This is a genomic window from Vibrio sp. ED004 (assembly GCF_023206395.1).
Taxonomy (GTDB): domain Bacteria; phylum Pseudomonadota; class Gammaproteobacteria; order Enterobacterales; family Vibrionaceae; genus Vibrio.
In genome coordinates this window covers 532,403-558,798 of sequence record NZ_CP066150.1, presented here as the reverse complement: position 1 = coordinate 558,798, position 26,396 = coordinate 532,403, and the positions used below count along the sequence as shown (strand labels likewise).

Below are 26,396 nucleotides of genomic sequence, written 5' to 3'. Positions count from 1 at the left end.
TTAAAACTCATACTTGGCGTTAACAGTGAAGTAACGACCAGGCTCTGTAGAGTAAAGTTTATTGCTGTCCGCAATACCCGCAATACCCGCAACATCTTGGTATCGGATGTATTCTTTATCAAATAGGTTGATCACATTGGCGCTAACATCCAAGCCAAAGTTCCAAGAGTAACTCAAACCTAAGTCGACACTCGCCCAGCCAGCGGTCATCGCACAATCAGTAACGATACCTAAGTCATCTTCACATTGAGGTACGTTATCCATAGCTTGTGCCCAATTGACCTGCGCATAAGCAGAGATAGCGTTGTTGTCATAAGCTATCTCAGCATTACCTTCCCAAGGTGTGAGTGTACGAACTTTTTCTCCATCCTCGTCTTCTCCATCAACGTAACCAACCTTGGTACTTACACTCCAAAACTCGCTTAAACGATGCGCAATTGAAGCCTCAATGCCATACGTCTCGACTCCATTCACATTTTGATACTGCTTGTAGTAGTTACCTGTATTTGAGTCCGGCACAAACGTGATCTGTTTAACGTCGATAAAATTATCAAACTTTTGATAGAAAACGGCCGCGTAAAGCTGCGTTTGTCCATTATCAAACTTACTGCCTAATTCGAACGAATCACTGGTTTCGGCCTCTAGATCCATATTCGGCACAATGGCAAATGGGGTGATTGGGACAAAATCATGGTTCTGGTAACCATAAATTTTGTCATAACCCGGAGCTCTAAAGCCGTGATTGTAAGAAAGGTATGTATTTAACGAGTCCGTCAACTGATAACTCACCGATAAGCTAGGAGAAAACTCACTCGAATTTTGTTCCTTCACTTCATAACCATTGATCGTGTTCTGTGACTCAGGTTTCAACTGGTGTAAATCAAAACGAGCACCTGCCGTCACAGTCCAATGGTCAATTTCAATCGCGTCACGAATAAAGGCGGCAAAATTGTACGAGCGAGCGGGAGCAAAAGGCACATCCGTGTTAAGTGACACTCCGTTCCAATCTAAAACAGAGGATTGACTTGGACGCTCATGGAGGTTGGTTTCCATATTCACACCATAAGACAAGGTATGATTCATGTTGTGATGTTGGAATGCACTAATAAAATCGGCGTTTACACCAAGAAGCTGATCGGTAAAACCACGTACATCAATCGTTCTGCGTAACTCAGAAACGTTGTTGTTGGTTCGAGACATCAAACGATTGGTGGTATCTTCATTAGTCATATCACGCCAATAGATCTTGGCATCCAATTCCTCGAACCAAGTATTGGAAGGAAGGTACTCAAAGCCCGCATACGCAGAAAAAGTCTCGGTATAGGATTGTTGTTCAAAATCTTCAGTATCCCACTTGCCATCTTTTTGGATCTTAGAGGTGCCCTCTTTTCGACCTAAGTTCTCTTTGTAGTACTCAACATTCCCTTTCAGCATCAATCCATCACTTGACCAGTAATTCAGCGTATAACCACCACCGACACCATCTATGTCTCGGTTATATAAGTCTTCGTCAAAATTACGAGTTTCTTCACCTTCCCAATAAGAAAGGTTTATCAAGCTTTCAAACTTTCCCGAACGAAAAGCAAGGTTTGTCGCGCCTTTGTATTTATTACTGATACCGGTATAGGTTGCTGAGACATCACTATATAAGTCTTCGTTGTCGAGATAATCCCCCGGCTTTTTAGTCCGAACCACTACCACACCACCAATAGCACCCGAACCAAATACAGACGAACTCGCCCCTTGTATAACCTCAATACTTTCGAGGTTAGACATATCAAACGAGTTACGCCCAATTTTGTCATTGAGGTCATTGGCGCCAAAGCCGTCAGCAGACTTTATTCCGTCTTTAACAATCAAGATACAGTTACCAGTCATTCCGCGGATAGTGATATTTTGAGGTCGCCCCGCACCCCCAGAAACACTGACTCCCGGTTCGCTCTTTATTGCATCATAAAGCTCTGTTGCGCCCTTTTTTTCGAGTTCTTCACCAGTAATCACGGCAACTGAACCTACAACTTCAGATAGTGGCTGTTCAATTTTATTCGCTGTTACGATCACTTCTTCAAAGTGATAAACCTCGGATTCGGCGTGCACGAGGTTGGCAGCAAGTACGCTCAGTACTGCCGCTGATAGGGGGGAAAGCTTCATTTACTGCTCCGCTTTAATGTCTTTCAGGGTAAGTGATAAAAGAAATGCGTACTCAAACGCTTGTTGTGACTGGGAGCGCCGCCTGTCGGTCGAGTGCCCCTGAGTAAAGTTTGTCGCTAACAGATAGGGCCCACTTCCGGTCGTAAGCTCGTTAAGTTTCGCGTAATACTTAGCCCCTTCCCAATAAGGAACGCGGCGGTCATTGAGGCCAACTTGAATTAATATTGGTGGGTAATTTTGTTTTCTAAGATTCAAATAAGGGTCGTATTCTTCCATCACCTTTAATTCATCGGCAATACTAGGGTTACCCCACTCACCGTACTGTTGAGAGGTTAACGGTAAAGAGGAGTCAGACATGCTGTTTACTACATCGACGAACGGCACTTTGAGGACTGCACCATTAAATAATTCAGGAGCCTGATTTAGAGCCGCCGCAACAAGAGTTCCACCAGCACTGCCACCCATCGCATAAATAGAACGCTGACCTAGATTGTATGTAGTCAAATCACGAGCAGCGGCGATGAAATCCAAGATGGCATTTTCTTTTTTAATCCCCTTACCAGCTTGATACCAAGAGTCACCATAGAAACCACCACCGCGAACATGCGCAATCGCATAAATTACACCTTCATCAAGTAAGCTGATAATTTGAGGCATAAAGTAGGGCTTCATCGTCACGCCATACGCCCCGTATCCGTACAAAAATACAGGAGCATCCTGAGTGAGTTTATCTTTACGATAAGCCAGAGTAACGGGGATCGATACCTCGCCAGAATTCACCATAACTTGTTCAGTTTGATACGCTGATTGTTGGTATTGAGGGTAATGATCTTGAGAAAGTAATTCTCGTTTTAGAGAACCCGTATTTAAGCTTTCCCACGTAGCAGGTTGGGTAAGAGACATACTTCTAATATGCAGTTTATTACTCGCGTAGTCGCCAACTTGACTCACCCAAGCAACCTGGTCCACCTCTGTTATTGGTTGGCTTAAACGATATTTGTTGCTGCTATCAAAGAAATGTAAAGACTGAGTTGCACCACTCTGACTAATAACCACAGGGCCAGATTCAAACAGATAAAAGTTGTTGATTCTGGATTCATCTGTAGGCTCAAAGACGGTGGTCCATTGTTCTGCTTGTGAAGCTTGGTTCAGCGGTACAGAATAAAATGCAAAATGACTGCGTGCATGGTTACTGTTGACGAATAAACGAGAGCCAGAAACATCAACATAATATTCCACACCAACTTTACGTGGCAAAACGGGTTGAGATATTTCGCCAGAATCAAGGTTTAATAAGCGCTGCTCACTTGAACTACCACTGTTTGCCTGTACCACAGCAAATTGAGTATCACTTGATAGGTAATACGACAGTAACCAAGCAGAATCTGATTCTTCTAGTAGCTGAATGGGATCTGACTGATCTAAAAAGTATTTCGCTAACGCATAAGGTTTTGAGGTCTGTTTTTCAAGTTGAATCAAATACAGAGACAGTCCATCTTTGGACCATGCCAGTGAACTGTCTACATTTTGGGCTACAGAGATAACTTGATGAGTTTGAAGATCAATAACACTCACTCGATATTGTTCTGCCCCTGTAACATCTTCAGCGATCGCAAGTTTTTTTCTGGTTGGGTCTAGTGTCCAAGCGCCTAACTGGTAATAGTCAAATTCAGCAGATCGAGCATTAATGTTAAGTAACTCAGTAAAATCTTCACTCCCAACTAACCGTGATAGCAAGGATCTCTTACCATCGCGCTCTAGGATCGCATATTCATACCCACTAATTTCTTGCCATGGTTTGTCAGCTCGATTAGGAGGTTGTCGTACCAATTTTCTTGTAGGGATTCACTCAAAGATTGGATACGTTCTTGATACTGTTGAGTTTTGTTATTTTGTTGTTCAAGATACTTGAGCACATTGCTCCCGCTACGAGAATCATCTCTGAGCCAGGAGAATTGATCAGAAGCACTAACCTCTCCCGTCAGCAAGAGAGCAAAAACTAACAACACAAACGCTTTCATAAATACAACAAATCCATACGCTAATTTAATAAATTTCGCGTATACTGCACCCAAACGATAATGAGATCAATTATCATTCACATGAAAATGTAACTTGAATCACGAGGAATGCATCAATTAATGATGGCTTGCTATTGCAACCATAGGTAAAATTTATATTCAAATAAGAGTGATAACTTAGTCAATAATGTTTATTGGCGGTAAATTTATGGCCAATTACAGAATAAGCAATCGTTTACTTAATTTTAAGCAACGACTTAATTCAACAAGCTCAATCTATAAGATTGGCTAACAAGTTGGCTCAGCAAACCTACTCACCAAGATCTTTGTCCCAGATCCTTTCTATCGCTTCTACTCTTCGAATCTGCTTTGAAGGGAAGTGTGCGACCCTAAGATCAGCGATCGTTTCTTGTTGCTCTACCTGTGACAGCGCAGCATCGTTGAGAATGTCATTTCGTTCTACTTGGTAAACTTCCAAGGCATCTTCAAATTCAGCTCTTTGTTGGTCGAGCGCTTCAAGCCTTTGCGCAGCTTCTTCGCCAACAAGTTCATTTCGCTGTAAGTATTTGTCTTGCTGGTCAAGCCCTTCAGAACTTGATAGTTGTTGCAGCAAGACCTGATTCTGATGGCTCGTTTGAACGTAATCAGGCTGTTCTGACATCAAAGCATCCATCCTTTGTTGATAGTCTTGCTCACCTAAGCCCTCTTGTTTCAGAAGTAACTTTTCTAAAGCGATCTCTCTCATGCGATTGTCATGGGTAAACAGAATACTTATCTCGCTTGGGCTAAAGAATTGAGCCTGGAGATCGAGCAGCGCTTGATTTAGTGCTTGTAAGTCTTCGGCTGAGATTGATGTAGTGTCGAACTGAACATCCAACGAGGTCAGTGCCGATTTATATTCAATGTATTTGGCAAACAGTGCTTCATCGACAACGGCACTTTGTGATTGTTCGTGGTGCTTTGCCACGTTGTCACGAATATCTTCGAGGGTTAATTCTGTATTGCCTGAGACGAAATATTCCATCATGTCTTTGGCTGATGCATTATCGATTTCGGTATCTTGTTGAGAGGTGGCCTTCAAAGAGGAGGCGCTGTGTTCCATTTTTTTGTTTGAGTTTAGCTCGCCTGTCTTAACAGGAAAAAAGGTTGGATACAAAAAGACCGCCGCTGTACTCATCAGGGCTATCGCGGTTATCGACAAAATAGCGGTCTTTTTCATTATGTGTTCCTTAAGGTCTTAATAAATGGGTAGACAACCTAAAGGCCGGCCAGCTTCAATCGATTAGCATGTTGACGATAGAGCGTCACAGGATCGGTCTCAAAGAGATGGTGAATCCCCAGCAACCCATTAATTTCGTCTAGGTGATTCATTTTATAGTCATCACCAATCACTTTGCCCAAGTGTGCGCTGCACGCGCCTACTAACCCATCATTCGGTTCATTGAAGGCTAAGCCAAGGATTGTCATTGCTCCGTCGGTAGGATCAAGAAGGTTGGTAAAAGTGGATGACCCTGTCCATGAATAGTAATAAACACCGTTATTGGCTTGCCATTCACCATCACCGCACTCAGATGTTGGAACGCCTTCAGGGTAAAACTGATTGAATGCAAGCGAACCTTCTGTCGTAAGAGCTTCAAGAGATGCAAGACCGTCTTGGTCAAGATCCGTTCCACCAGATAACAGGTTGATGAGCGTAGTCAATCCACCAGCAAGTTTGACCGCAATACCTTCCGTGGCTGAGCCTTCAGGTACGGTTCCACGAACTAAATCGGCCACCTTAGAGCCTTTATGAACACCGCCAATACTTGTTACTGATGCAACCAGATCTGGTCGAACTGATGCCACATAGCGTGCAGTCGGTCCGCCATGGCTGTGTCCAACCAGATTCACCTTACTCGCTCCGGTTGCCGCTAAAAGTATTTCAACTTGAGCCAGTAACTGTTCGCCACGAACTTCAGAGCTGTTGGTTGCAGAAACCTGAGCGACGTATACGCTCGCGCCATCTTTTGTCAGCGATTCAGGTACGCCATAGAAATAGTCGACGCCTGCCAATGTATCGAAACCAAACAAACCATGTACCAACACAATGGGATATTTCGTTTCTGTGTATCCGCTGGCTTCTAATGCCAAGGCGCTCGTTCCTGCATAGGCACCAAAACTGGATAGGCAGGCTATCGTCCAAATTAATATCTTTTTCAATGCTCTTTCCTTAAACAGATTAGACCTCTGATGAGTAAAAGAACCGTAGTTGATGATTTTATAAAACAGAAAATAGCGACTTAATATTTGTGAGATTGAACTGGAATTAAACAGTAGTGATTAACATCGACACAAACAGATTAAGACCTGAAGTCAAGATATTAACTAATTGATTAAATTAATATTTAAAGCAATCAAATGAACTCGCACTTTCAATAAACTAACTAAAATATCAACCTAACATTCGCAAAATTCAAAAGCGCGATGGCAAACGTTCGAGCTTTTAAACCGTTATTTATCAACCATAAACCCGTTGGAAATTTGATATTTATGCCAGTAATGACACTCCAATAGTTTTAATGTATTGACGTAAATTATTAATTTTATGTATAGGTCGTACCAGTCATTTAGTTATTCACTTATCAACAAGCAACAACGTTTCCATTGGCTCACCTCAAAATAAAAAAGAGAACACAATGATGAAAAATACGGCTTTAATACTCGCGTTAACCATGCCTTTTGGCGCTTATGCCGCTGAAGACTCAATACCGACACTAGAATCGATGACATCCGCAAAAGTACTGAGTACACAAGGCTCAGAGACCTATTCATACGTTAGATGTTGGTATCGAACCGATGCGTCTCATGACTCCCCAGCCACCGACTGGAAGTGGGCAAAGAAAGAGAATGGTGATTACTACACGATCAATGGATATTGGTGGTCTTCTGTTTCCTTCAAAAATATGTTCTACAGCGATGTTCCACAACCTGAAATCAAGCAACGTTGTGAACAGACGCTCGACATACAACATGAAGTCGCAGACATCACCTACTTTGCCGCAGACAATCGCTTCTCTTACAATCACTCCATCTGGACCAACGATAACGCGGTTCAAGCCAGTACCATTAATCGCATTGTCACTTTTGGTGATAGCCTCTCTGACACTGGCAACCTATTTAATGGCTCTCAATGGGTTTTCCCCAATGCGAATTCATGGTTTTTAGGGCACTTTTCGAATGGTTTAGTCTGGACTGAGTACTTAGCAAAAGCGAAAGACGTTCCTCTTTATAACTGGGCCGTGGGTGGCGCAGCAGGTACCAATCAATACGTCGCACTGACTGGCGTCTATGATCAAGTCACCTCTTATCTAATCTACATGAAAGTCGCTAAAAACTATCGCCCAGAAAACTCTTTGTTTACTCTAGAGTTTGGCCTCAATGACTTTATGAATTACGACCGAGAAGTCGCCGATGTTAAAGCTGATTTCGGCAGCGCTCTGATCCGATTAACGGAATCTGGTGCGAGTAATATCTTGCTGTTCACATTGCCCGATGCGACCAAAGCGCCGCAATTCAAATACTCGACGGAGCAAGAGATCATTAAAGTTCGTGGCAAGATCTTAGAGTTCAACCAATTCATCAAGGCGCAGGCCGAGTATTACCAGAGCCAAGGGAAAAACGTGGTGTTGTTCGATGCAAGTGCGTTGTTCGCCAGCATTACCAATAACCCAGGACAACACGGCTTTCGAAACGCGAGTGACGCCTGTCTTGATCTCAATAGAAGCTCAGCTGCAGACTATTTACGAAGCCACAGCTTAACTAATGATTGCGCGACCTATGGTTCAGACAGTTATGTATTCTGGGGCGTGACACACCCAACGACTGCTGCTCATAAATACATTGCCGACCACATCTTGGCGTATTCGTTCTCGACGTTCAATTTCTAGCTAGGAAGAGCTCATCGAGTATCATCAAATACTACCTGTAAATACCGCAAGCTAAGGCTTACACAAAGTACAGATACAAAAAAACCGCCATCATCGGCGGTTTTTTATTTGCATCAACCTTTCAAAGCTAAGCTTTTAAGTCACGCAAGTTGATTACTCGTCGTCCACTTTTGGCGCAACTTTCTTCTTAGGGATAAATACTGTATCACCTACTGCCACATTCTGGTGGAAGCTCTTATCGCGCTTAACTGGTTTCTTCGGCGTTTTCTTAGCTTGAGTGCTGGTTTTCTTCTTCGCAGGGCCGCCTTTAGCAAACGCAGGTTTACGAGGCTTAATGCCTTTGAACTTACCTTTTAGGCCTTCAAGTACAGAGAAGGTCAAATCTTGTTGAAGGTAAAGCTCAACACGCTTGAAGCTGTCCCAGTCTTTTGGACCCACCAAAGAAATCGCATCGCCTTTGTTACCCGCACGGCCAGTACGACCTACACGGTGCACGTACTCTTCCGTATGCTTAGGCATATCAAAGTTGATAACGTGGCTCACGTTTGGAATATCAATACCACGTGAAGCAACATCGGTTGTTACCAAAATCTTGTAAACCGCACGCTCGAACTGACTCATGATCGCATTACGCTGCGTTTGGTTTAGGTTGCCACTCAGTGCTACCGCTTTAAGTTTCTTCTCGTTCAGCTTATCCGTTAAACGGTCTGTATCGGCACGAGTTGCAGTGAAAATCATCACCTGACGGTATTCAGCTTCTTCTAATACACGATCTAAAATCGCTTCTTTGTGATCGAGGTGATCACATAGGTAGAATTTTTGAGTGATATCAAGGTGCTGCTCGTTAGAAACACCCACAGAGATACGCTTAGGTGCGTCTAACATTTCATTGGCAATACCGTTCACTTCAGCATGATCCAGCGTTGCAGAGAACATTAGTGTCTGACGACGACGGTGCTTAGCTGCATTCGCAATGCGACGCAATTCAGGTGCGAAACCTAAATCCAGCATACGGTCAGCTTCATCAAGGATTAGCGTTTCAACACCATCTAAAAACAGTGAGCGATGTTCAAGGTGATCGGCAAGACGGCCTGGAGTCGCAACAATAAAACGAGGGTACTTACGTAGAGCTTTAACTTGGTCGTTAAAGTTTTCACCACCCAAGATAAGTGTCGCTTCGTAAGACAGACCGCCAAGCATGCTACGTAATTCGCCGTAAACCTGCTTCGCTAGCTCACGAGTAGGAGCCAAAATTACACCACGAGGATCTTTAGCAGAAAACGCTTTTGTTTTTAATGCCTTATGTATCATTGGCAACACAAACGCCAATGTTTTTCCTGATCCCGTTTTTGATGAAGCCAATAGATCCTTACCAGCAATAGCAACAGGGATCGCTTTTGATTGGATCTCTGTCGCCTTCTTGAAGTCGTAATGTTTTAAGTTCTTCAGTAAGCGGTTATCTAAGCCTAAATCTTTAAAGTGCAAAGGACTCTCCAGTCATGATGGTATTGAATAAAATTAATTTAACGTGACATGATACCGCGAAAGTACTTTATAGGATATAGATCACAGTAAATTTATCCCTTAATCTATCTTTAGCTAGAACATCGTATGCATTGCTAGTAAAAGGATGCCCCTCCAAAAACACATCAAAGTTGTATCTAAATTCTTCATCTCATAAGTGAGACAGAACGTGATGCTTAGCTAATTCCCTCAAAAATTTAGCAATTTCTTTAGTTATTGTTTTTGCAGTTAAAAAATTAGTCGCTACAATCATTAATGAAGCGACTATATGATAAAGAATGTATAGCGCATCTTTTGATGATAAATAAGCAAGGAGTTCTTATGAATAAGACGTTAATCGCAGCTGCAGCCTCAGTTTTCATTCTAGCCGGTTGTTCTTCAGAGCCAGAAGAAGCTGCAGTATCAGAAATGGATCAACTAACTAATCAAGTTGCTGAGTTAAGTAGCGAAGTAGAAGCTCTTAAGAGTGACAAAGCAGCCGCAGAAATGAAGGCTCAAGAAGCAGAAGCAGCCGCTATGGCAGCGAAAGAAGAAGCGGATCGTGCTAACGAACGTATCGACAACATCGCTGAGTCTTACACTAAGTAGTTTGATATCTAATCGCGATTAAGCTTTAGATTAAATAAGTCGCAAAAAGCAGTATATAGACAGCACCACTTCTTAAAGGATGTGGTGCTTTTTTTGGGCGATACTAATTCGAGTAGAAGGCATTAATTCTAGTAAAGAAGAGAAAAACGCCCCTATTGTAGAAGAGGCAATCGAATTAGAACTCAATAATCGGTGGTGCAATTTCTACAGGTACACCATTTTGAGCAAAAATAACCGCTTTCGCTTTTGAATTAGGCAGTTCTGCCTCTTCAAGCCACCATTTTAATTCCAACGGAATCTGTAATGATTTCTTTGAACCATCACTTCGGGTTAATGGTTCGTGCGCTTCAACAAACACGCTTCTATCTGGTTCTAATGACACCTTGATCGGCTCATTGATAATGGTTACCTGTTCACCACGGTTCACTTGCTCAAAAAGCCACTCAATATCTTTAGGTTCCATTCGGATACAGCCAGCACTCACTCGCAAACCTATTCCGAAATCCTTATTGGTGCCGTGTATTAAATAATCACCTGCGCCATAAGCAAGCCTCAAAGCAAACTCACCCAATGGGTTTTCCGGCCCTGAGGGAACTACTCTCGGTAATTCAATACCCTTTTCAAGATACTCTTTGCGGATTGAATTTGGTGGCGTCCATGTTGGATTTGGTCTTTTTTGGCTTATCTTAGTGATCATCTCGGGAGTATCGCGGCCCACTCGACCGATGCCGACAGGAAATACATGCACCTGGTTTTTCTCGGGTTCAAAATAGTACAACCTTAATTCAGCAAGATTGATGACAATCCCTTCTCTTGGGGTGTCAGGCAAAATGAAACGGCTAGGAATACTTAGCACATAACCTTCAGCTGGAAGAAAAGGATCGACCCCTTTGTTGGCCGCCATTAAAGAGAGAAAGCCAATATCGTACTGCTTGGCAATGATAGCCAAGGTTTCACCCGCCGCCACTTCATGGTGTTGTATTCTGCCCACAATACGACTTTCCGCTGGAGGCAGCTCAAAGGTCGCCGCAGACACCCACGATGAAGCTATCCCACTGGCAAGCAAAGTAGTTCTTACAACAAGCGACGCAAGCCTGTGTAGTCGTGTTTTTATTGACGGCAAAGGCGTCGAGTTAGCGCAATACGACATACAAATCCTTGGTTTGTCTTTTATCAAAGTTTAGATTATCGCTGATCAAATGTCTCTACAACGGTTAGTTACAACTAAAAGCCAACCTGTTTTGAGCTAATCAGCGCGTTCTTCTCTTTATATACAACGATCTTACCAAACAAAATCGATTGCCTTTAAGCTTTCAACAGATTTAGTTATCAATATTAATAAAACTATAATGGCAGACCTGTTTTGTGACTAAAGTCTCATGGAGTTACGTTCTAACTCGCTAATATTGCCGCAACAAAACGAATTCAATTCAACAGAATCGGTAATTGATTAAATCCTGTTCCTACAATTACTGTTTAAACTTTGGAGAACGACCATGGCTACACCTCATATTAATGCTCAAGCTGGTGATTTCGCAGAAACAGTACTTATGCCGGGCGACCCGCTTCGCGCAAAATACATTGCAGAAACATTCCTTGATGACGTGAAGCAAGTTTGTGACGTTCGCAACATGTTTGGTTACACAGGCACTTACAAAGGTAAGAAAGTTTCTGTAATGGGCCACGGTATGGGTATCCCATCATGCTGCATCTACGTACACGAGCTAATCGCTGAGTTCGGCGTGAAAAACGTTATTCGTGTAGGTAGCTGTGGCGCAGTGCGTGACGACGTTAAACTGATGGACGTTGTTATCGGTATGGGTGCTTCTACTGACTCAAAAGTAAACCGTATTCGTTTCAACAACCACGACTTCGCTGCTATCGCTGATTTCGGTCTTCTAGAAGAAGCAGTAAACCAAGCACGTGCACAAGAAGTGCCAGTTAAAGTTGGTAACGTATTCTCTGCAGACCTTTTCTACACTCCAGAAGCTGACCTTTTCGAAAAAATGGAAAAACTAGGCATCCTGGGTGTTGATATGGAAGCGGCTGGTATCTACGGTGTTGCTGCTGACCTTGGTGCAAAAGCGCTAACTATCTTAACAGTATCTGACCACATCATCCGTGGTGAAAAGCTAAGTTCTGAAGAGCGTCAAAAGTCTTTCAACGACATGATGAAAGTTGCTCTAGAGACAGCAATCAACATCTAATAGTTTGATAAAAGATACATTGAAAAGCGTTACCCCGCAGCCAGGCTCGCTTGGCTGCTCAAATAATCCCGAGGGGGAGATCGTGTCTAACGACAAGCTGCCAAAAGATGCGGATGGTTTGCAACTCAACTTTTGTAAAACATTGGCGTGTGACAACTTTGGCTTGAGCGATGCAAAACGGTATGTTTTGCAACACGCGAACCCTAAGCGTCCAGCGATGGTTTGTCGTGAATGTGGAGCTTTCCCCCCCTTACTTAACAATCGTGAAGTGTTAAGCGAACTTCATCGCCTAAGACAACTTCACAGCGACGGGCTCCCCGCTTGTCGTAATGATGATTGCGATAACTTCGGCTTATCGGTTCATACCCATAAACATCTTTATCATGCCTTCGGCTACAGTGGCGACAGGCAGCGTTATCGATGCAAAGACTGCCAATCAACCTTCGTTGATAAATGGTCTGGATCCAATAAAAAACTCCAATTTCAAGAGAACCTCATGGGCTTACTGTTCATGGGCTATTCCGTACGTGAAATCTGCCGAAAATTAGAGATCAACCCAAAGACTTTCTATGATCATGTTGACCATATCGCGAGCCGTTGTCGTCGTAAATTAGCGATGATCGATGCACGATGGGTTAACCATGCTAAAGATTACGAATTCGCATCTCACTACCAGCGTCTGCAACCACAAAGTAATAACGGTGTTGTCTGGATAGCGACGGGCGAAGCGCATTCTGGCTATATCCTTTGCCAACACGTTAACTACTCTCAAAATGAAGAACCATCGGGGAACGTTGACCACAACCCTTATGATGATGTGGCTCGCTTTGTATCCAAAGACCACTCTTCAGAAGCGAATCTCGAACTGCCTCAACCCTCTGACAAACTAAAAGAGCGCATTGAACAGCAGTACCAAGTGATTCTTGCGAGAGGTAACGTTGAGGACCCTATGGGTAACCTCACCACATTTAACTATCCTTCAAAAGGCGCATTAATTCGACCGCCATATACCTCTTATGCTCACTTTCTACATGTGTTGGATATGTGTAACGAAGACAAGCATGTCACCATCTATATGCCACAAGATCCATTACTAAGATCTGCCGCTTTAAGCGTATGTTTACCGCGCATTCAGAGTCAAAATATTGACCTTATGTATGTAGAAGAAGATTCGGGCTGGCAAGACGATCAAAGTTTTGAAAAAATCGACATCGTTCACATGAGTTGGTGGCGAGATCGTTGGGCTATTGCGAATCAAGGTGATAACCAGAAAGGCATCTGCTACCTAACAGGTAACAATCCGGAACCAAAACAGTGGCTTAACACGGCCTCAATTCAACAAACTAAGTTCTATCAACAACGCTTTCAGCTGTTATTTGATAGTTTTATTAATGAGCCCAGACGTAAGCTTCGTCCTGGAGGCATTCTTCCATTGCTCGACATATTTAGAGCTTGGCACAATCTGTGCTACCAAGATAAGCAAGGGCTCACGGCAGCACAACGCTTAGACGTAGCAGAGCGACCATTAACTCTAAAGCAACTACTTTCATAGCAACAAAGTCTCTAGGTAATTATTCGGGAACTCATTGATTTTAAAGCGACAACATGAGGTAACACCCATAATTAGAAAAGATCGATGTTCCTTTGACGCTCTAAGAAAGATAATTGGTGCTTATCTCAAATTACACTCTTATAATGATTGTGTTATCAATATGTTCGATAATCATGGATCTAAGTCTTGGACAAAAATCAGTACCTTCTTGAAACCGAATTAGAAAAACTCAAAACTCGTGTCGACTCTGAGCCATCGGTGATCCTAGAGATTGCGCAGCAATGCCTAGTCCGATCAGAGCAAATTCTGTTTGAAGAGGGTGCTATACAGTCATTGATGTTAATGGCAAAGTGTAGCTGGAACCTGATGGATTACCAAAAAGGTTTAAAGTACATCAAGGAAGCCTACAAGCGCCAAAACCGATTAGATACCGACCTTTTTCTCCCTGAAATCCTCCATTTACACGCGCTCCAGTTTTGGGGACAAGCCAAGTATTACTCCGCCCAACAGTTCTGGATCAATGCCCTAGAGCAGTCCGCGTTGGTTGATGAAGTCGAAATTCAAATTGAATGCCTCATTGGCCTTGGCAATATTTGGCGAATGACCCACGAATATAAACTTGCACGATCTACCCACCAGCTTGCCGTCAAAGTGGCTAACAATAGTCGCATTGGTTGGTTAGAGGGCAAAGCCAGAATACTGCTCGCGTGGGATTACTACCTGCTCAACAACTATGTTGAAATGCTGTCGGTATTGGACGGTGCAGAAGAAGCATTAAAAGACCATAAAGATAACACTTGGCATGCTGAGGTGTGGGATTTTAGAGGCCTTGCTCTACTTGGCCTTGAACGCTTAGATGATGCAGAGCGAGCCACGGCCAAAGCGCACAATCTAGCAGTTGAACACAACCTAGTTTGGATGAAGGCGCACTCATACATCAGCCGAGCGCGATTGGAGCTCCTGAGAAAAAGACCAGAACAAGCGGCGGAGTTACTAAGGCTCGCGGAACAATCCGCAAACGAGTTCGATAATGGCGAATTACTGAGCCAAATCTGTTACCAACAATCCTTAGTGGCGGAAGAAAACCAAGATTTCCAAGCCGCACTCGTCGCCTTTAAAAAGTACCGTAAATATTCTACCGGAATGCTCAAAGAGCAAACGACACGTGTTGGGTTAGATAAAGCGCGTAGCTCCAAGCGCCAGCTTGAACAGAGAGCACGAAAACTGATTAACCGTATTCGTGGTCAGCACGAGTACGATCCTGAAAAGCACCTCTCTTATGTTGTCTCTGAAACCTTTTGGTGGGAAAAACTGGTGCTGTTCAAGACAGAGCTTAAACGCTCGAACCACAGCATTATCATGTTCCATCATGTCGATACTGATTACTTAGATGTCTGTACTGAGATTGCTCATGCTTTATGTAACCAGAATGACTTCATCGCAAGGCTAAGTTCTGAACGTGTGGCCCTTATGCTTTCCGAAAAAGGCGAAGCCGCAGAGCAAACCTTCCAAACGCTTAGCACCATGCTCGATATCTATCCATGGCATAGAAAAGGATTAAAGGGTTCCAAACCGACCGTCAGCCTCAATGATATTTTGACGTTCCCGTTCACGCTTGAACAACTAGAAGAAGACGATGCTGAGGTCATAGAATAATGGAAACTCTATTAAGCAAGATCACAGACGCCGGTTTAGACCCTTCATCAGTATCAGGTGAAGAAGCGATCATCTTCTGGAACCACATTCGTCAGCATGTGTCGACAACGCAAACAGAACAAGCGCACTGCTATATCATCAGCTCTGAATATCGCGCCGAGTTACAACAAAATCAAACCAGCATCGAAGAGTTGAGACTTGCACTCGACCTGCTCCACCTTCCTGCCGATATCGAAGACATTCTGACAGTCAAAACCAGCTTAAGTGACCGCTTAGTTGAAATTGGTGATTACACGTCAGCACTCAACGAATTCGTCAGTTCATCGACAATCGCGGTTGAACACGGCCATATCGATGAGTATGTGTTAGCCATTTTAGGCATGGGGAACCTATGTGATTCCTATGGCGACCACAACAAAGCCCTTCGCTACTATCAAAAAATTAGCAGCATAGACCATGCGATAAGCAGCCGCTCACTTCGCCTCAAGTTCAAGCTGCATATGGTAGCCAGCTTGCTTCTGCTCAACCGTATTACTGCGGCTAGCGATTTACTAAATGAGTGCGAAGAACTGAGTATTTTGGTGAGTGACAAGTTGCTCACAACTCAAATATTGCTTTACCAAGCGAAGGTGCTGCGCGCTAAGAAAAAATACCATGAAGCGCTACGTTGTCTGTCTAAGGTTCAATACCCAGCCAACAGCACTCAAGCAAGCTGGCTTGCGACCATGACTCGTCTAGAGCTAGCACATTGCCTAAGTGCAACCGGCAAGCAAGACTACGCAAGTATGATTTTGTCGAGTACAGACAAACGAATGAAAGCCTACTCGTCGCCAGTACTTGCAAAACGATTCTACGATTCGCTAAGTGATGTGTGTATGAATCAAGGGCGCTTTCAAGAAGCACTAAGCTATGAGAAAAAAGGCTACCGAATTGAAACCGATCTGATGAAGCGGATCCCGATCAGTGAACTCGGTGCAAGCCAGCTACGCCGCCTGTCCCGCTTTGAATTACAGCTCAAACTCATTCTCTCTGAACAAGAGAACAAAGAGCTGAAAGAGACGACTGAGCAACACAAGAATGCGGTTGCTCAGCTTCAACAAGACGTATTCACCGATCCATTAACAGGGCTACACAACCGTCGCTGGTTAGATGTGAAACTGAAAGACATGCTGCTGCACGATACCTCTTTTGCACTCATGGTTATCGATATTGACCACTTCAAGTCCATCAACGATGAATTGAGTCACTTAGTGGGTGATAAAGCGATTGTTAGTGTGTCTCAAGAACTGCGCTCATACTTTAAGTTTAGGGGCGCGTCGTGTGTCAGGTTTGGTGGAGAAGAGTTCCTCGTCATTCTTGAGAACACTGATCTTCCTAAAGCAGAAATGCACTCTGAAAATTATCGAGAGCGCATCTTCCAATTCGGTTGGCATGAGATACTTGGGGAGCGCGGTTTGACCGTGAGTATTGGTATCACTTTGCATCGTGACGGAGAAAATACTCAACGTACCTTCTACCGAGCAGACAAAGCGCTGTACCGAGCTAAAGCTAACGGTCGTAACCAGATTTGTACCGAATAATTGAAGCGAAACTACTGATAGAAAAAAAGAGAGATTCCACCTAACGCAGTAAGTGTCCCTATGACACTTTGCTTCGATATCTTTTCTCCATTCAGTGCATAAATCACCAAAATAAAGACCGGACTGGTCGCTATCAACGTTTGTGCAATCGCAGGGTTAGCATTTTTCAACGCAACCTGCTGAAGCCACAGCGCCAAAAATGTTCCGACAAATATTGCCCCTAAAAGCCAAAGCTTGTCGAATTTGGTCATCTCCCATAAATCTCTTTTCATAGACGAGTAAGGCTTACTCTCAACAAAAGGGATAATCAGCATCACGGCAAACACACCTATCGTGAGCCGAATCAGCGCCCCTAACAATGGGGGAATATCACCAGCCACCAAAGCATAATGGGAAATAACCACACCAGATGCCTGACAGACACTCGCCACAAGCCCATAACCAATGCCACCCCACTGCGCTTTGTCATTCGATTCACCGCTCGCCGATTTTGATGGCTGGAAGACAACGAAGGTCACCGCCAGTGTTGTAATCACGACACCGAGCCAGCTTTGCACTGTCAATACAGCGCCAAGGAACATTAATGCCAACACACCAGAAAGAGGCGGGGCTAAAGACTCCAGTAACAACGTCTTATTGGCACCGATTCTTTTCAACGCTGCAAAATAGGCGCTATCTCCAATCGCAATGCCAATCACTCCTGAAATTGCCAATATCAGAAAATGGTTGGTACTCAGTTCAAACTCCGGCATCGGGATAAGAGGCATCACCAGCAACATCATCCCTGACGCCACAGCCCCCTTAACAATGTTCAATTGCATCGCAGAGAAGCGATGTCCAAATTGCCCATAGATCCATGTCGCACACGCCCACACAATCGCAGCGCCAATAGCGGCCAATTCACCTATATACATCCGTATTTGTCCTTTATTTTTTGTTGTTATGGTTATGGCTATGCACGTCATTTAGAATCGTAATTGTCATCATTTCAGCTGAAATACCAACCAGAAAGCCGAAATAACCTCTTCAAACGCGATGAGATTTTATAAGATTCATCAATGCTTTTATTCGCATTAGAAGCGACAACACATTATTTTCAACTCGGTAAATCATTTTTATAACAATTACTTGGATGATAGCGTAGTATATTTATAACTAATATCTAACATTACAAGGATCTGTTATGTTTTTAGACTACTTTGCACTCGGTCTACTGATTTTCGTAGCATTAGTCATCTTTTACGGCATCATCGTTATTCACGATATTCCCTATGAAATTGCGAAAGAACGCAACCACCCTCATCAAGATGCCATTCACGTCTCAGGCTGGGTCAGCCTATTCACCTTACACGCTATCTGGCCATTCCTGTGGATTTGGGCAACCCTATGGCGCAAAGATCGCGGCTGGGGCTTTGCCAAGCTCGAAGAAGAACAACATGACATTCATCACCGTGTTGATATCTTAATCGACCAGGTTAATGCGCTACAGGAAGAACTCTCAGAACTCAAGCAAGCAGCTCCGACGCACAATAAGCAAGAGAACGATCAGAATAACGCTCAAGATCAGGAGATTAAGTAATGGATTTACTGCTGATAATGACCTATGCGGCACTTTGTATCACCATTTTCAAGGTGTTCAATATCCCGCTAAACAAATGGACTGTACCCACTGCCGTTCTTGGTGGTGTCATCATCATTGGTACTTTGATCTTACTGATGAACTACAACCACCCTTTCACACAAATTGGTAATCAGGTTTACTCAACAACACCAGTCGTTTCTGGGGTTCGAGGTAAAGTCATTGAAGTTCCCGTCAAACCAAACACACCTCTTAAAAAAGGGGATATTCTTTTTAAAATTGATCCGATCCCATTCCAAGCTGAAGTGGCAAGGTTAGAAGCGAAAGTAAAAGAAGCGAGTCAAGGTGCTCTTGGGATGGAATCAGAAGTCGCTGAAGCAGAAGCTGCGAGAATTAAAGCTATCGCCGAAAGGGATAAAGCGCAACGTGAATTCTCTCGTTACAAGCGTGGTTACGAAAGTGGCGCTTTCACTGAGCAACAACTTGATACTCGCAGACAAGCATATAAAGCATCAGAAGCTGCGGTAAAAGTAACGGATGCAAGTCTAGAAAGAGCCCAAATAGCCTTAGATTCTGAAATTGGTGGTGAGAACACAGCTGTGTTAAGCCTATTAGCTGAATTGCGTAAAGCTCAGTTTGATTTAGAGCAGACCGTGGTTCGCGCTCCAACGGCTGGATACGTGACACAATTGGCGTTGCGACCAGGTGTAATGGCAGTACCACTTCCACTGGCTCCAGTGATGACGTTTGTTCACACAGAGGAGCAGTTCTATACCGCCGCGTTTAGACAAAACTCCTTACAACGCCTACAACCGGGCTACGAAGCTGAGTTTTTGTTCAGAGCTTTACCAGGAAAGGTATTTAAAGGACGTATTGACGAAGTGATTCCAGCTATCGGTGAGAGCCAATTCCAAGCTCGAGGTGCGCTACTTGGTACAGATGCCCTGCGTACCAGCGGTCGTGTATTTGTTACATTAAGCATCACAGATGACCTAGCTCCATACCATTTGCCTATGGGTACAGCGGTAGAGGTTGCTGTTTATTCTGACAGCTTCACCCACGTCTCTATCATGCGTAAAGTGCTTATTCGTATGAAGAGTTGGCAGAACTATCTGTACCTAGATCACTAAGACAAGTGTATATAGGTCAATAAATGACTTAACACATTGTTAATAGGAATGAAAAGCCAGGTCCACACCCTGGCTTTTTTGTTGCTTGATTAACCACAAACTTGCACTTTTTACACGATATTTCGGTGTTCAGATGGAATTTTAGACATCTAGACACTTACCTTCCCTTATGGAAGGGTTCTACTGTATAATGCGCGCCTTATTTTTTATATTTGCCCAAAAAACGTTCTCATTGAGACACATATTAATAATGGCGAATATTCGTTCTTTATTAAGCTTTATCTTTCAGTATTCGAGGTTATCTATGAACTTTTCAGCTAAAACAGTGGTCGTTATTGCCATTGGCGCGGCACTGTACGGCATTGGTGGTTTACCTATGTTTGGTGTCCCAGTGTTTGCGAACACGACATTGAAACCAGCGATGGCAGTCCTAGCACTGTTTTCTGTTTTGTTCGGCCCAATTGTTGGCTTCTTAGTTGGCTTTATCGGTCACTGGGTAACGGATCTGTTCGCAGGCTGGGGCGTGTGGTTAACTTGGGTACTAGGCTCAGGTATCGTAGGTATGGTTATCGGCTTATTCCCTATGATGACTAAGAACCGCCTTCAACAAGGCGAGCTGCCAATGAAAGATTTTGTGTTGTTCGTGATACTGGCCCTCGCAGGTAACGTTGTAGGCTATGGCTGCTCTGCGTTCCTTGACACCATCCTATACGCAGAACCGTTTACTAAAGTCTTCACTCAACTGTCTATCATCGCAGCGGGTAACACCGTTCTGATCGCTGTTGTGGGCTTCCTGATCCTAAAATCAGTCGCTAAGCGCAACAAACAAAGCCGCAACCTGACTGAGGCATAAGCGATAATGACTATAGCATTTTCGAACTTCTCTTTTAGATATGAGTCGCTGGATAAACCGACGCTAAAAAATATCAATCTAAGGATAGAGAAAGGAGAGAAAATCGTCATTATTGGACCAAGTGGTAGTGGTAAATCGACCCTAGGTCAGTGTCTTAACGGTCTGATACCTCATGCCATTAAAGGTGAAGTCACAGGTTCTTTAGAGATCAACGGCAAGAACATTTCTGAGTTTTCGATGCACGACTATACCGAGCAAATCGGCACGGTATTACAAGATACTGATAGCCAATTTGTGGGGTTAAATATCGGCGAAGACATCGCTTTCGCACTCGAAAACCAGTTGATGTCGAACATTGACATGTACCCGTTAGTTAAGTCGACTGCAAAAATGGTCGATCTAGCGGACATGCTTGTACGTTCACCTCATGACCTTTCAGGTGGTCAAAAACAGCGAGTGTCCTTAGCGGGTATCTTAGTTGATGACGTTGATATTTTGCTGTTCGATGAACCTCTAGCAAGCCTTGACCCTAAAACAGGTAAGGCAACGATTGAGATCATCGACCAGCTGCATAAAGAAACCAACAAGACCATCGTGATTATCGAGCACCGCCTTGAGGATGTCCTACATCGCGATATCGACCGTGTGATCTTAATGGAACGTGGTGAAATCGTTGCAGACATGACACCCGATGAAATCTTGGCTTCTGAATTACTTGATACACACGGTATTCGTGAACCGCTTTACTTGTCGGCGCTTAAGGCGGCGAAAGCCCCACTAACCAGCGAAGACAAGCTGTCAAACCTCAAAGCTTTAGACTACAAAAGGTTCCGCCCTGCTGTTCAAGCTTGGTTTGCTGAGCGCCCTGCCCCAGTAGCAGATAAGCAATATCCACCTTTACTTGAAGTTCATGGTCTGACTTATTCTTACGACGGCGAGAAAAACGCACTCGAAGATGTCAGCTTCAAGATTGGCAAAGGTGAGTTTGTTTCGATTCTAGGCAAAAACGGTTCGGGTAAATCTACCATCACTAAACTCATCATGGGTGTGATCGATGCCGATTCAGGCTCTTCCTATCTAAATGGTGAAGACCTATCTGAGCTTTCTATCTTTGAAAGAAGTCAGAAAGTCGGTGTCGTGATGCAGAACCCAAATCATATGATCTCGCATCATATGATTTTCGACGAGATTGCTTTTGGTCTTCGTAACCGCAACATTGCAGAAGAACTGATCACAGAAAAAGTAGAGCATGTTCTCGAGCTGTGTGGGCTGAGTAAGTTCCGCCACTGGCCGATCGAAGCACTAAGCTACGGCCAGAAAAAACGTGTAACCATCGCTTCTATCTTAGTGTTGGAACCTGAACTCCTCATCTTGGATGAACCAACGGCGGGTCAAGATTACCGCAACTACACATCCATGCTAGCATTCATCCAAAAGCTTAACCGTGATTTGGGTATTACCGTTGTGATCATCTCACACGACATGCACCTCGTTCTCGAGTACACCACACGTTCAATCGTAATCGCAGATAGCAAGTTGATTGCCAATGCAGCGATGACGGAAGTGTTTAGCCAACCATCACTTCTAGAACGTGCAAATCTTTGTACCACCAGCATTTATGAACTCGCGACTATGATGAAAATCGACGACACCAATGCATTCATGCAGTACTTCATCGACTACGAGAGAAGCGCTCAATGAACGCATCAAAAGTAAAATTCGGCATCAATTACATTGATACAAAATCACCGCTTCATGCTCTCAACGGCATCACCAAGTTTGCGCTCTTCTTAGCTTGGGTAACCGTGGTCTTAACTACGTTCGACCTAAGATTGATTACACTGCTTATTGTGACTGGTTTATACCTGCTAAAGCTGACCAATGTGCCTGTACGTGTGTATAAACCTTTGTTATTGGGTACGGCGAGTGTATTAAGCCTAAATGCTCTGTTCATGTATCTGCTGGCCCCACAGCAAGGTACTGAGCTCATCGGCAGCGAAACCTTACTGCTGACATTGCCGGGTAACTACTCGTTGAGCCAAGAGACTCTGTTTTACTTAGTCACTGTCACGCTCAAATACATGAGCATGTTCCCGATAGCGTTGATTTTTGTCTTCACAACGCATCCAACGGAGTTTGCAGCGAGCCTCAACCGTATCGGTGTTCCTTACAAAATTGCTTATGCGGTGAGTCTAACATTGCGTTACTTGCCTGAAGTTAAAAAAGACTTCATCAATATCATGCATGCTCAACAGGCTCGTGGTGTAGAGCTCTCAAAGAAGGCTCCCCTAATTACTCGAATTAAAAATGTAGCTAAAGTTCTAGGCCCGCTCATTTTCTCTAGTTTGGACCGCGCAGACGAGATCTCTAACGCAATGACGTTACGAGGCTTTGGTCGACACAAAGCACGCACTTGGTATAGCTATGCACCCTTGAAACGTATCGACTTTGTTTGTTTGAGTGTCATCGCTTTTATCGTGGTGTTGGCCATTGCGAAACGTATTCTAGAGCCGCAGTTATTTTGGTATCCGTTCTAGTCATCTGAATTAGCAAATATAAACAAAGACTTTAAATAACACACCGCTCAATAGGGCGGTGTTTTTATTTATGCCAAGATCTGATTGATAATTGAACCAATGACACAATACTGACTATATTTAACGATAAATTGACCAGTTATTTACCCTTGGAGTTTGAGATTTAATTCAGAAACTCTTAATATACTGTGTTTACAGAATGTTACACTCAATAGAGATTTGTAATGGCTCGAATAACTCAAGTACAGAAATTAGAAAATCAAAAAAACTACGATAACATCGTACTAAACCTTTTTCTGGCTGAAGGACATGAAGCACTAACTTATGCAAGGATTGCTCAAGAAATTGGCATTAGTTTAACGACGCTTCAGGGCTATTATCCGTCGACCCGCGCTATTCGTTCAGTGCTTCACAAGCACATGTTATCGATTGTTATCCAAAGCTTAGACTTCTCGTCAGAAGCGGCGTTTGTTCAATCTTGGCAAGATGCTCTAGGTGATGAGCAATTCCGCTACGTGATCAAACTCATGTTTTTCCACGCATCTCAGGTTAAGAGCCCTGAAGAGTTCGACCTCAGCTCAAATGGCGAATTTCGAGAGAAGATGTTTGAGAACTTTGGTACCGACTCGGTTCGTATTCTTGAAACAGTCGTCGGACGCTCAATGTTCTATCTTACGAACTTCAAGCAGCATTAAGCTAAACGAACATTTATATTCAATACAAAAAGGGAGCCAGAAGGCTCCTTTTTTTATACTTTCTACTACGTGAATTATATTACGAATTCAGTTTATAGAAGACAGTCGATAGTGGCGGTAAACGTAACTCAATCGATGTATCCAGACCTTCGCTTTCTACTGATTCGATCTCAGCGGTCTGCTTCACTTCAAAACCACTACCGGCGTAGTCAGTCGAGTCTGTATTCAACAATAGTGAGTACTTACCTTGTACTGGCACACCTAAACGGAAGTGCTCGTGAGGAACTGGCGTAAAGTTAGATACTACCAATATACGCTCACCAGATTCACTGATACGTTCGTGCGCTAAGATGCTCGCTTCTGCAGAATCCTGTAAACGCCATTCAAAACCTTTCGGATCAAAATCAAGATCGTGCATTGCAGCTTCAGAGCGGTACAGGTTATTCAAGTCTTTCGTTAAACGCTGAACACCTTGATGACGCTCGTAATCCAGCAAGAACCATTGTAGTTGATCATCGTGATTCCATTCAGCCGTCTGGCCAAACTCAGCGCCCATGAAGTTCAGCTTCTTACCTGGTTGCGCATACATGTAACCCATATAAGCACGTAAGTTGGCCGTTTGTTGCCATTCATCACCAGGCATCTTGTCGTGGATAGAGCCCTTACCGTAAACTACTTCATCGTGAGACAGAGACAAGACGTAGTTCTCACTGTGTGCGTAAACCAGTGGGAAAGTAATTGTATCGTGGTGATATTTACGATTGATTGGGTCTTCTTGAATGTAAGACAAGCTGTCATGCATCCAACCCATGTTCCATTTAAAGCCAAAGCCCAAGCCGCCCATGAAAGTGGGTGCAGAAACACCTGGGAAAGCCGTCGATTCTTCGGCAATCGTCATCGCATTCGGGAAGTGCTTGTACACTTCTTCGTTCATCCATTTAAGAGTTGCGATAGCGTCGTAGTTTTCGTTGCCGCCGTCTACGTTCGGGATCCATTGGTCATGGCTACGCGAATAATCGAGGTACAACATCGAAGCAACCGCATCAACACGGATGCCATCGATATGGAATTGTTCGAACCAGTAAAGTGCATTAGAAACTAAGAAACGACGAACATGCTCTTTACCTAAATCGTAAATGTACGAGTTCCAATCTTGATGCCAACCACGACGCGGGTCCGGATCATGGAACAATGGCGTACCATCGAAGTTTGCTAGGCCATGATCATCACTTGGGAAGTGAGCAGGAACCCAATCAAGTACTACACCAAGACCCGCTTGGTGACATTGATCGACAAAGTATTTGAAATCATCTGGAGAACCAAAACGACTAGTCGGTGCAAATAGACCAACAGGTTGATAGCCCCACGAACCGTAGAATGGGTGCTCTGAAACTGGCATTAGCTCAACGTGCGTGTAACCAAGATCAGTTAGGTATGGGATCAGCTCAGCCGCAAGCTCGCGATAATTTAAGAATTCACCTTCAGCGTTACGCTTCCAAGAACCGGCGTGCAGCTCGTAGAACGAAAGCGCTTCTTTACGCTTTTGCGTTACAGGGCGATTCTGCCACTTAGCATCTTGCCACTCGTAACGAGCGTGATCGTAAGTCACAGATGAGAACGAAGGGTATTGCTCAGAGTAGAAACCCCATGGGTCAGCTTTGTGTGGTAAGCCTTCGCCATTTGGTCCTTTTAATTCAAACTTGTATTGAGCACCTTCTTCCAGTTCAGGAATGAAAAGACCCCACATACCGTAATCTAGGCGTTGCATTGGGTGACGACGACCATCCCAAGCATTGAAGTTACCCACCAAGCTCGCCGCAGTTGCATGCGGTGCGTACACCAAGAAACGCGTACCTGAGATCGTCTGTCCATCACGCTCTAGAGTAATAAACTGAGCCCCCATGTGATGATACATATCTTTCGGTGTATGAAGATCTTCATAACTCGCATATAGATCGTGGTACTGGTACGGATCATCGATGATCTGTTCTACGCCAGCCCAATCAACCGCAAGCTTATAGTGAGTGAAACGTAAGTCTCTCTCTTGCTTAAGAATGAAACCACTTTCACCCTCTCGCGCTAACTCAATACGAGGTTCCTTTCCAACAATCAACTCGACTTTATCTGCCCCAGGAATCCACACACGTAATGCACCTTGCTCAGAAGGTAGGTATGGCCCTAAAAACGCAAATGGGTCTGTGAAGCAAGCCTGTGATAGTTGGGTATATATTTGTTTTTGCTTTGAAATCGAACTTAGTTCCAAAACGTTTCTCCCTAACCAAACATCCAAAAAACATAATACAAAAATGCCCGCTATTAGTGCGGGCAATATAACGACGGTTTATTCTACCAGATGAGCATTCATTATTGAGTGACCGAGGTTATAGTTTCGTACCG

Annotated in this window: 19 protein-coding genes and 1 pseudogene; 12 read left to right on the top strand and 8 right to left on the bottom strand. The window is 43.8% G+C overall.

Annotated features, from left to right (window positions below; genetic code table 11):
• The 4 genes and pseudogenes from ITG10_RS20030 to ITG10_RS20015 all read right to left on the bottom strand — a co-directional run bounded on the left by ITG10_RS20030 (nucleotide 1) and on the right by ITG10_RS20015 (nucleotide 6,371).
• Complete coding sequence (locus ITG10_RS20030; RefSeq protein ID WP_248387103.1) at nucleotides 1-2,151, bottom strand: TonB-dependent hemoglobin/transferrin/lactoferrin family receptor; 2,151 nt, start codon at nucleotides 2,149-2,151, stop codon at nucleotides 1-3.
• Nucleotides 2,152-4,172: pseudogene (locus ITG10_RS20025) on the bottom strand (prolyl oligopeptidase family serine peptidase).
• 310 nt (nucleotides 4,173-4,482) lie between these two features.
• Nucleotides 4,483-5,391 carry a lipase secretion chaperone gene (locus ITG10_RS20020; RefSeq protein WP_248387101.1) on the bottom strand — a complete coding sequence of 303 codons (909 nt, stop codon included), beginning with the start codon at nucleotides 5,389-5,391 and terminating at the stop codon, nucleotides 4,483-4,485.
• A gap of 38 nt (nucleotides 5,392-5,429) precedes the next feature.
• Nucleotides 5,430-6,371 (bottom strand): triacylglycerol lipase, encoded by a 942-nt coding sequence (locus ITG10_RS20015; protein WP_128644443.1) that lies wholly within the window; start codon nucleotides 6,369-6,371, stop codon nucleotides 5,430-5,432.
• A gap of 479 nt (nucleotides 6,372-6,850) precedes the next feature.
• Between ITG10_RS20015 and ITG10_RS20010 the strand changes: the two genes are divergently transcribed.
• A complete protein-coding gene (locus ITG10_RS20010) occupies nucleotides 6,851-8,098 on the top strand; it encodes an SGNH/GDSL hydrolase family protein (protein WP_026084460.1) in 1,248 nt (415 codons plus the stop codon).
• A gap of 153 nt (nucleotides 8,099-8,251) precedes the next feature.
• On the opposite strand, the gene ITG10_RS20005 is transcribed toward ITG10_RS20010, so the two are convergent.
• Nucleotides 8,252-9,583 (bottom strand): DEAD/DEAH box helicase, encoded by a 1,332-nt coding sequence (locus ITG10_RS20005; protein ID WP_017632964.1) that lies wholly within the window; start codon nucleotides 9,581-9,583, stop codon nucleotides 8,252-8,254.
• A 360-nt stretch (nucleotides 9,584-9,943) separates the two neighbouring features.
• Between ITG10_RS20005 and ITG10_RS20000 the strand changes: the two genes are divergently transcribed.
• Nucleotides 9,944-10,210: an Lpp/OprI family alanine-zipper lipoprotein gene (locus ITG10_RS20000; RefSeq protein ID WP_017632965.1), complete on the top strand. Its 267-nt coding sequence runs from the start codon at nucleotides 9,944-9,946 to the stop codon at nucleotides 10,208-10,210.
• Between the two features lie 175 nt (nucleotides 10,211-10,385).
• Here ITG10_RS20000 and ITG10_RS19995 read toward each other — a convergent pair whose 3' ends face one another.
• Nucleotides 10,386-11,360: a L,D-transpeptidase family protein gene (locus tag ITG10_RS19995; RefSeq protein WP_026084461.1), complete on the bottom strand. Its 975-nt coding sequence runs from the start codon at nucleotides 11,358-11,360 to the stop codon at nucleotides 10,386-10,388.
• A gap of 346 nt (nucleotides 11,361-11,706) precedes the next feature.
• On the opposite strand from ITG10_RS19995, the gene deoD reads away from it, so the two are divergent.
• The 4 genes from deoD to ITG10_RS19975 all read left to right on the top strand — a co-directional run bounded on the left by deoD (nucleotide 11,707) and on the right by ITG10_RS19975 (nucleotide 17,205).
• Nucleotides 11,707-12,417, top strand: coding sequence for a purine-nucleoside phosphorylase (deoD, locus tag ITG10_RS19990; RefSeq protein WP_017061880.1), 711 nt, complete (start codon nucleotides 11,707-11,709; stop codon nucleotides 12,415-12,417).
• A gap of 82 nt (nucleotides 12,418-12,499) precedes the next feature.
• Complete coding sequence (locus ITG10_RS19985) at nucleotides 12,500-13,969, top strand: hypothetical protein (RefSeq protein ID WP_017632967.1); 1,470 nt, start codon at nucleotides 12,500-12,502, stop codon at nucleotides 13,967-13,969.
• A 186-nt stretch (nucleotides 13,970-14,155) separates the two neighbouring features.
• A complete protein-coding gene (locus ITG10_RS19980) occupies nucleotides 14,156-15,625 on the top strand; it encodes a hypothetical protein (protein ID WP_248387099.1) in 1,470 nt (489 codons plus the stop codon).
• Nucleotides 15,625-17,205 carry a GGDEF domain-containing protein gene (locus ITG10_RS19975; RefSeq protein WP_017630212.1) on the top strand — a complete coding sequence of 527 codons (1,581 nt, stop codon included), beginning with the start codon at nucleotides 15,625-15,627 and terminating at the stop codon, nucleotides 17,203-17,205. Before ITG10_RS19980 ends, ITG10_RS19975 begins: the two co-directional genes overlap by 1 nt.
• Before the next feature lie 11 nt (nucleotides 17,206-17,216).
• On the opposite strand, the gene ITG10_RS19970 is transcribed toward ITG10_RS19975, so the two are convergent.
• Nucleotides 17,217-18,119: a DMT family transporter gene (locus tag ITG10_RS19970; protein ID WP_017630211.1), complete on the bottom strand. Its 903-nt coding sequence runs from the start codon at nucleotides 18,117-18,119 to the stop codon at nucleotides 17,217-17,219.
• Nucleotides 18,120-18,388: 269 nt separating this feature from the next.
• Between ITG10_RS19970 and ITG10_RS19965 the strand changes: the two genes are divergently transcribed.
• From ITG10_RS19965 to ITG10_RS19940, 6 genes are all read left to right on the top strand, one after another.
• The gene (locus ITG10_RS19965; protein ID WP_017630210.1) at nucleotides 18,389-18,784 is read left to right on the top strand and encodes a DUF3302 domain-containing protein; all 396 of its coding nucleotides are present in this window, start codon (nucleotides 18,389-18,391) and stop codon (nucleotides 18,782-18,784) included.
• The gene (locus ITG10_RS19960; RefSeq protein WP_248387097.1) at nucleotides 18,784-19,914 is read left to right on the top strand and encodes an HlyD family secretion protein; all 1,131 of its coding nucleotides are present in this window, start codon (nucleotides 18,784-18,786) and stop codon (nucleotides 19,912-19,914) included. The genes ITG10_RS19965 and ITG10_RS19960 overlap by 1 nt, the downstream gene beginning before the upstream one ends.
• Before the next feature lie 304 nt (nucleotides 19,915-20,218).
• A complete protein-coding gene (locus tag ITG10_RS19955) occupies nucleotides 20,219-20,767 on the top strand; it encodes an ECF-type riboflavin transporter substrate-binding protein (protein WP_004732085.1) in 549 nt (182 codons plus the stop codon).
• A 6-nt stretch (nucleotides 20,768-20,773) separates the two neighbouring features.
• Nucleotides 20,774-22,468 carry an ABC transporter ATP-binding protein gene (locus ITG10_RS19950; RefSeq protein ID WP_017630209.1) on the top strand — a complete coding sequence of 565 codons (1,695 nt, stop codon included), beginning with the start codon at nucleotides 20,774-20,776 and terminating at the stop codon, nucleotides 22,466-22,468.
• Nucleotides 22,465-23,304 carry an energy-coupling factor transporter transmembrane component T gene (locus ITG10_RS19945; protein ID WP_017630208.1) on the top strand — a complete coding sequence of 280 codons (840 nt, stop codon included), beginning with the start codon at nucleotides 22,465-22,467 and terminating at the stop codon, nucleotides 23,302-23,304. The genes ITG10_RS19950 and ITG10_RS19945 overlap by 4 nt, the downstream gene beginning before the upstream one ends.
• Nucleotides 23,305-23,528: 224 nt before the next feature.
• Nucleotides 23,529-23,999 (top strand): hypothetical protein, encoded by a 471-nt coding sequence (locus tag ITG10_RS19940; RefSeq protein WP_017630207.1) that lies wholly within the window; start codon nucleotides 23,529-23,531, stop codon nucleotides 23,997-23,999.
• A 79-nt stretch (nucleotides 24,000-24,078) separates the two neighbouring features.
• Here ITG10_RS19940 and glgB read toward each other — a convergent pair whose 3' ends face one another.
• The gene (gene glgB, locus ITG10_RS19935; RefSeq protein WP_017630206.1) at nucleotides 24,079-26,262 is read right to left on the bottom strand and encodes a 1,4-alpha-glucan branching protein GlgB; all 2,184 of its coding nucleotides are present in this window, start codon (nucleotides 26,260-26,262) and stop codon (nucleotides 24,079-24,081) included.
• Nucleotides 26,263-26,396 lie beyond the last annotated feature (134 nt).

Bases quoted from the DNA above. Each gene is read 5' to 3' on its own strand.
- ITG10_RS20030 (WP_248387103.1), bottom strand. From the start codon at position 2,151: ATGAAGCTTTCCCCCCTATCAGCGGCAGTACTGAGCGTACTTGCTGCC.
- ITG10_RS20020 (WP_248387101.1), bottom strand. From the start codon at position 5,391: ATGAAAAAGACCGCTATTTTGTCGATAACCGCGATAGCCCTGATGAGT.
- ITG10_RS20010 (WP_026084460.1), top strand. From the start codon at position 6,851: ATGAAAAATACGGCTTTAATACTCGCGTTAACCATGCCTTTTGGCGCT.
- ITG10_RS20000 (WP_017632965.1), top strand. From the start codon at position 9,944: ATGAATAAGACGTTAATCGCAGCTGCAGCCTCAGTTTTCATTCTAGCC.
- ITG10_RS19995 (WP_026084461.1), bottom strand. From the start codon at position 11,360: ATGTCGTATTGCGCTAACTCGACGCCTTTGCCGTCAATAAAAACACGA.
- deoD (WP_017061880.1), top strand. From the start codon at position 11,707: ATGGCTACACCTCATATTAATGCTCAAGCTGGTGATTTCGCAGAAACA.
- ITG10_RS19975 (WP_017630212.1), top strand. From the start codon at position 15,625: ATGGAAACTCTATTAAGCAAGATCACAGACGCCGGTTTAGACCCTTCA.
- ITG10_RS19970 (WP_017630211.1), bottom strand. From the start codon at position 18,119: ATGTATATAGGTGAATTGGCCGCTATTGGCGCTGCGATTGTGTGGGCG.
- ITG10_RS19965 (WP_017630210.1), top strand. From the start codon at position 18,389: ATGTTTTTAGACTACTTTGCACTCGGTCTACTGATTTTCGTAGCATTA.
- ITG10_RS19960 (WP_248387097.1), top strand. From the start codon at position 18,784: ATGGATTTACTGCTGATAATGACCTATGCGGCACTTTGTATCACCATT.
- ITG10_RS19955 (WP_004732085.1), top strand. From the start codon at position 20,219: ATGAACTTTTCAGCTAAAACAGTGGTCGTTATTGCCATTGGCGCGGCA.
- ITG10_RS19950 (WP_017630209.1), top strand. From the start codon at position 20,774: ATGACTATAGCATTTTCGAACTTCTCTTTTAGATATGAGTCGCTGGAT.
- ITG10_RS19945 (WP_017630208.1), top strand. From the start codon at position 22,465: ATGAACGCATCAAAAGTAAAATTCGGCATCAATTACATTGATACAAAA.
- ITG10_RS19940 (WP_017630207.1), top strand. From the start codon at position 23,529: ATGGCTCGAATAACTCAAGTACAGAAATTAGAAAATCAAAAAAACTAC.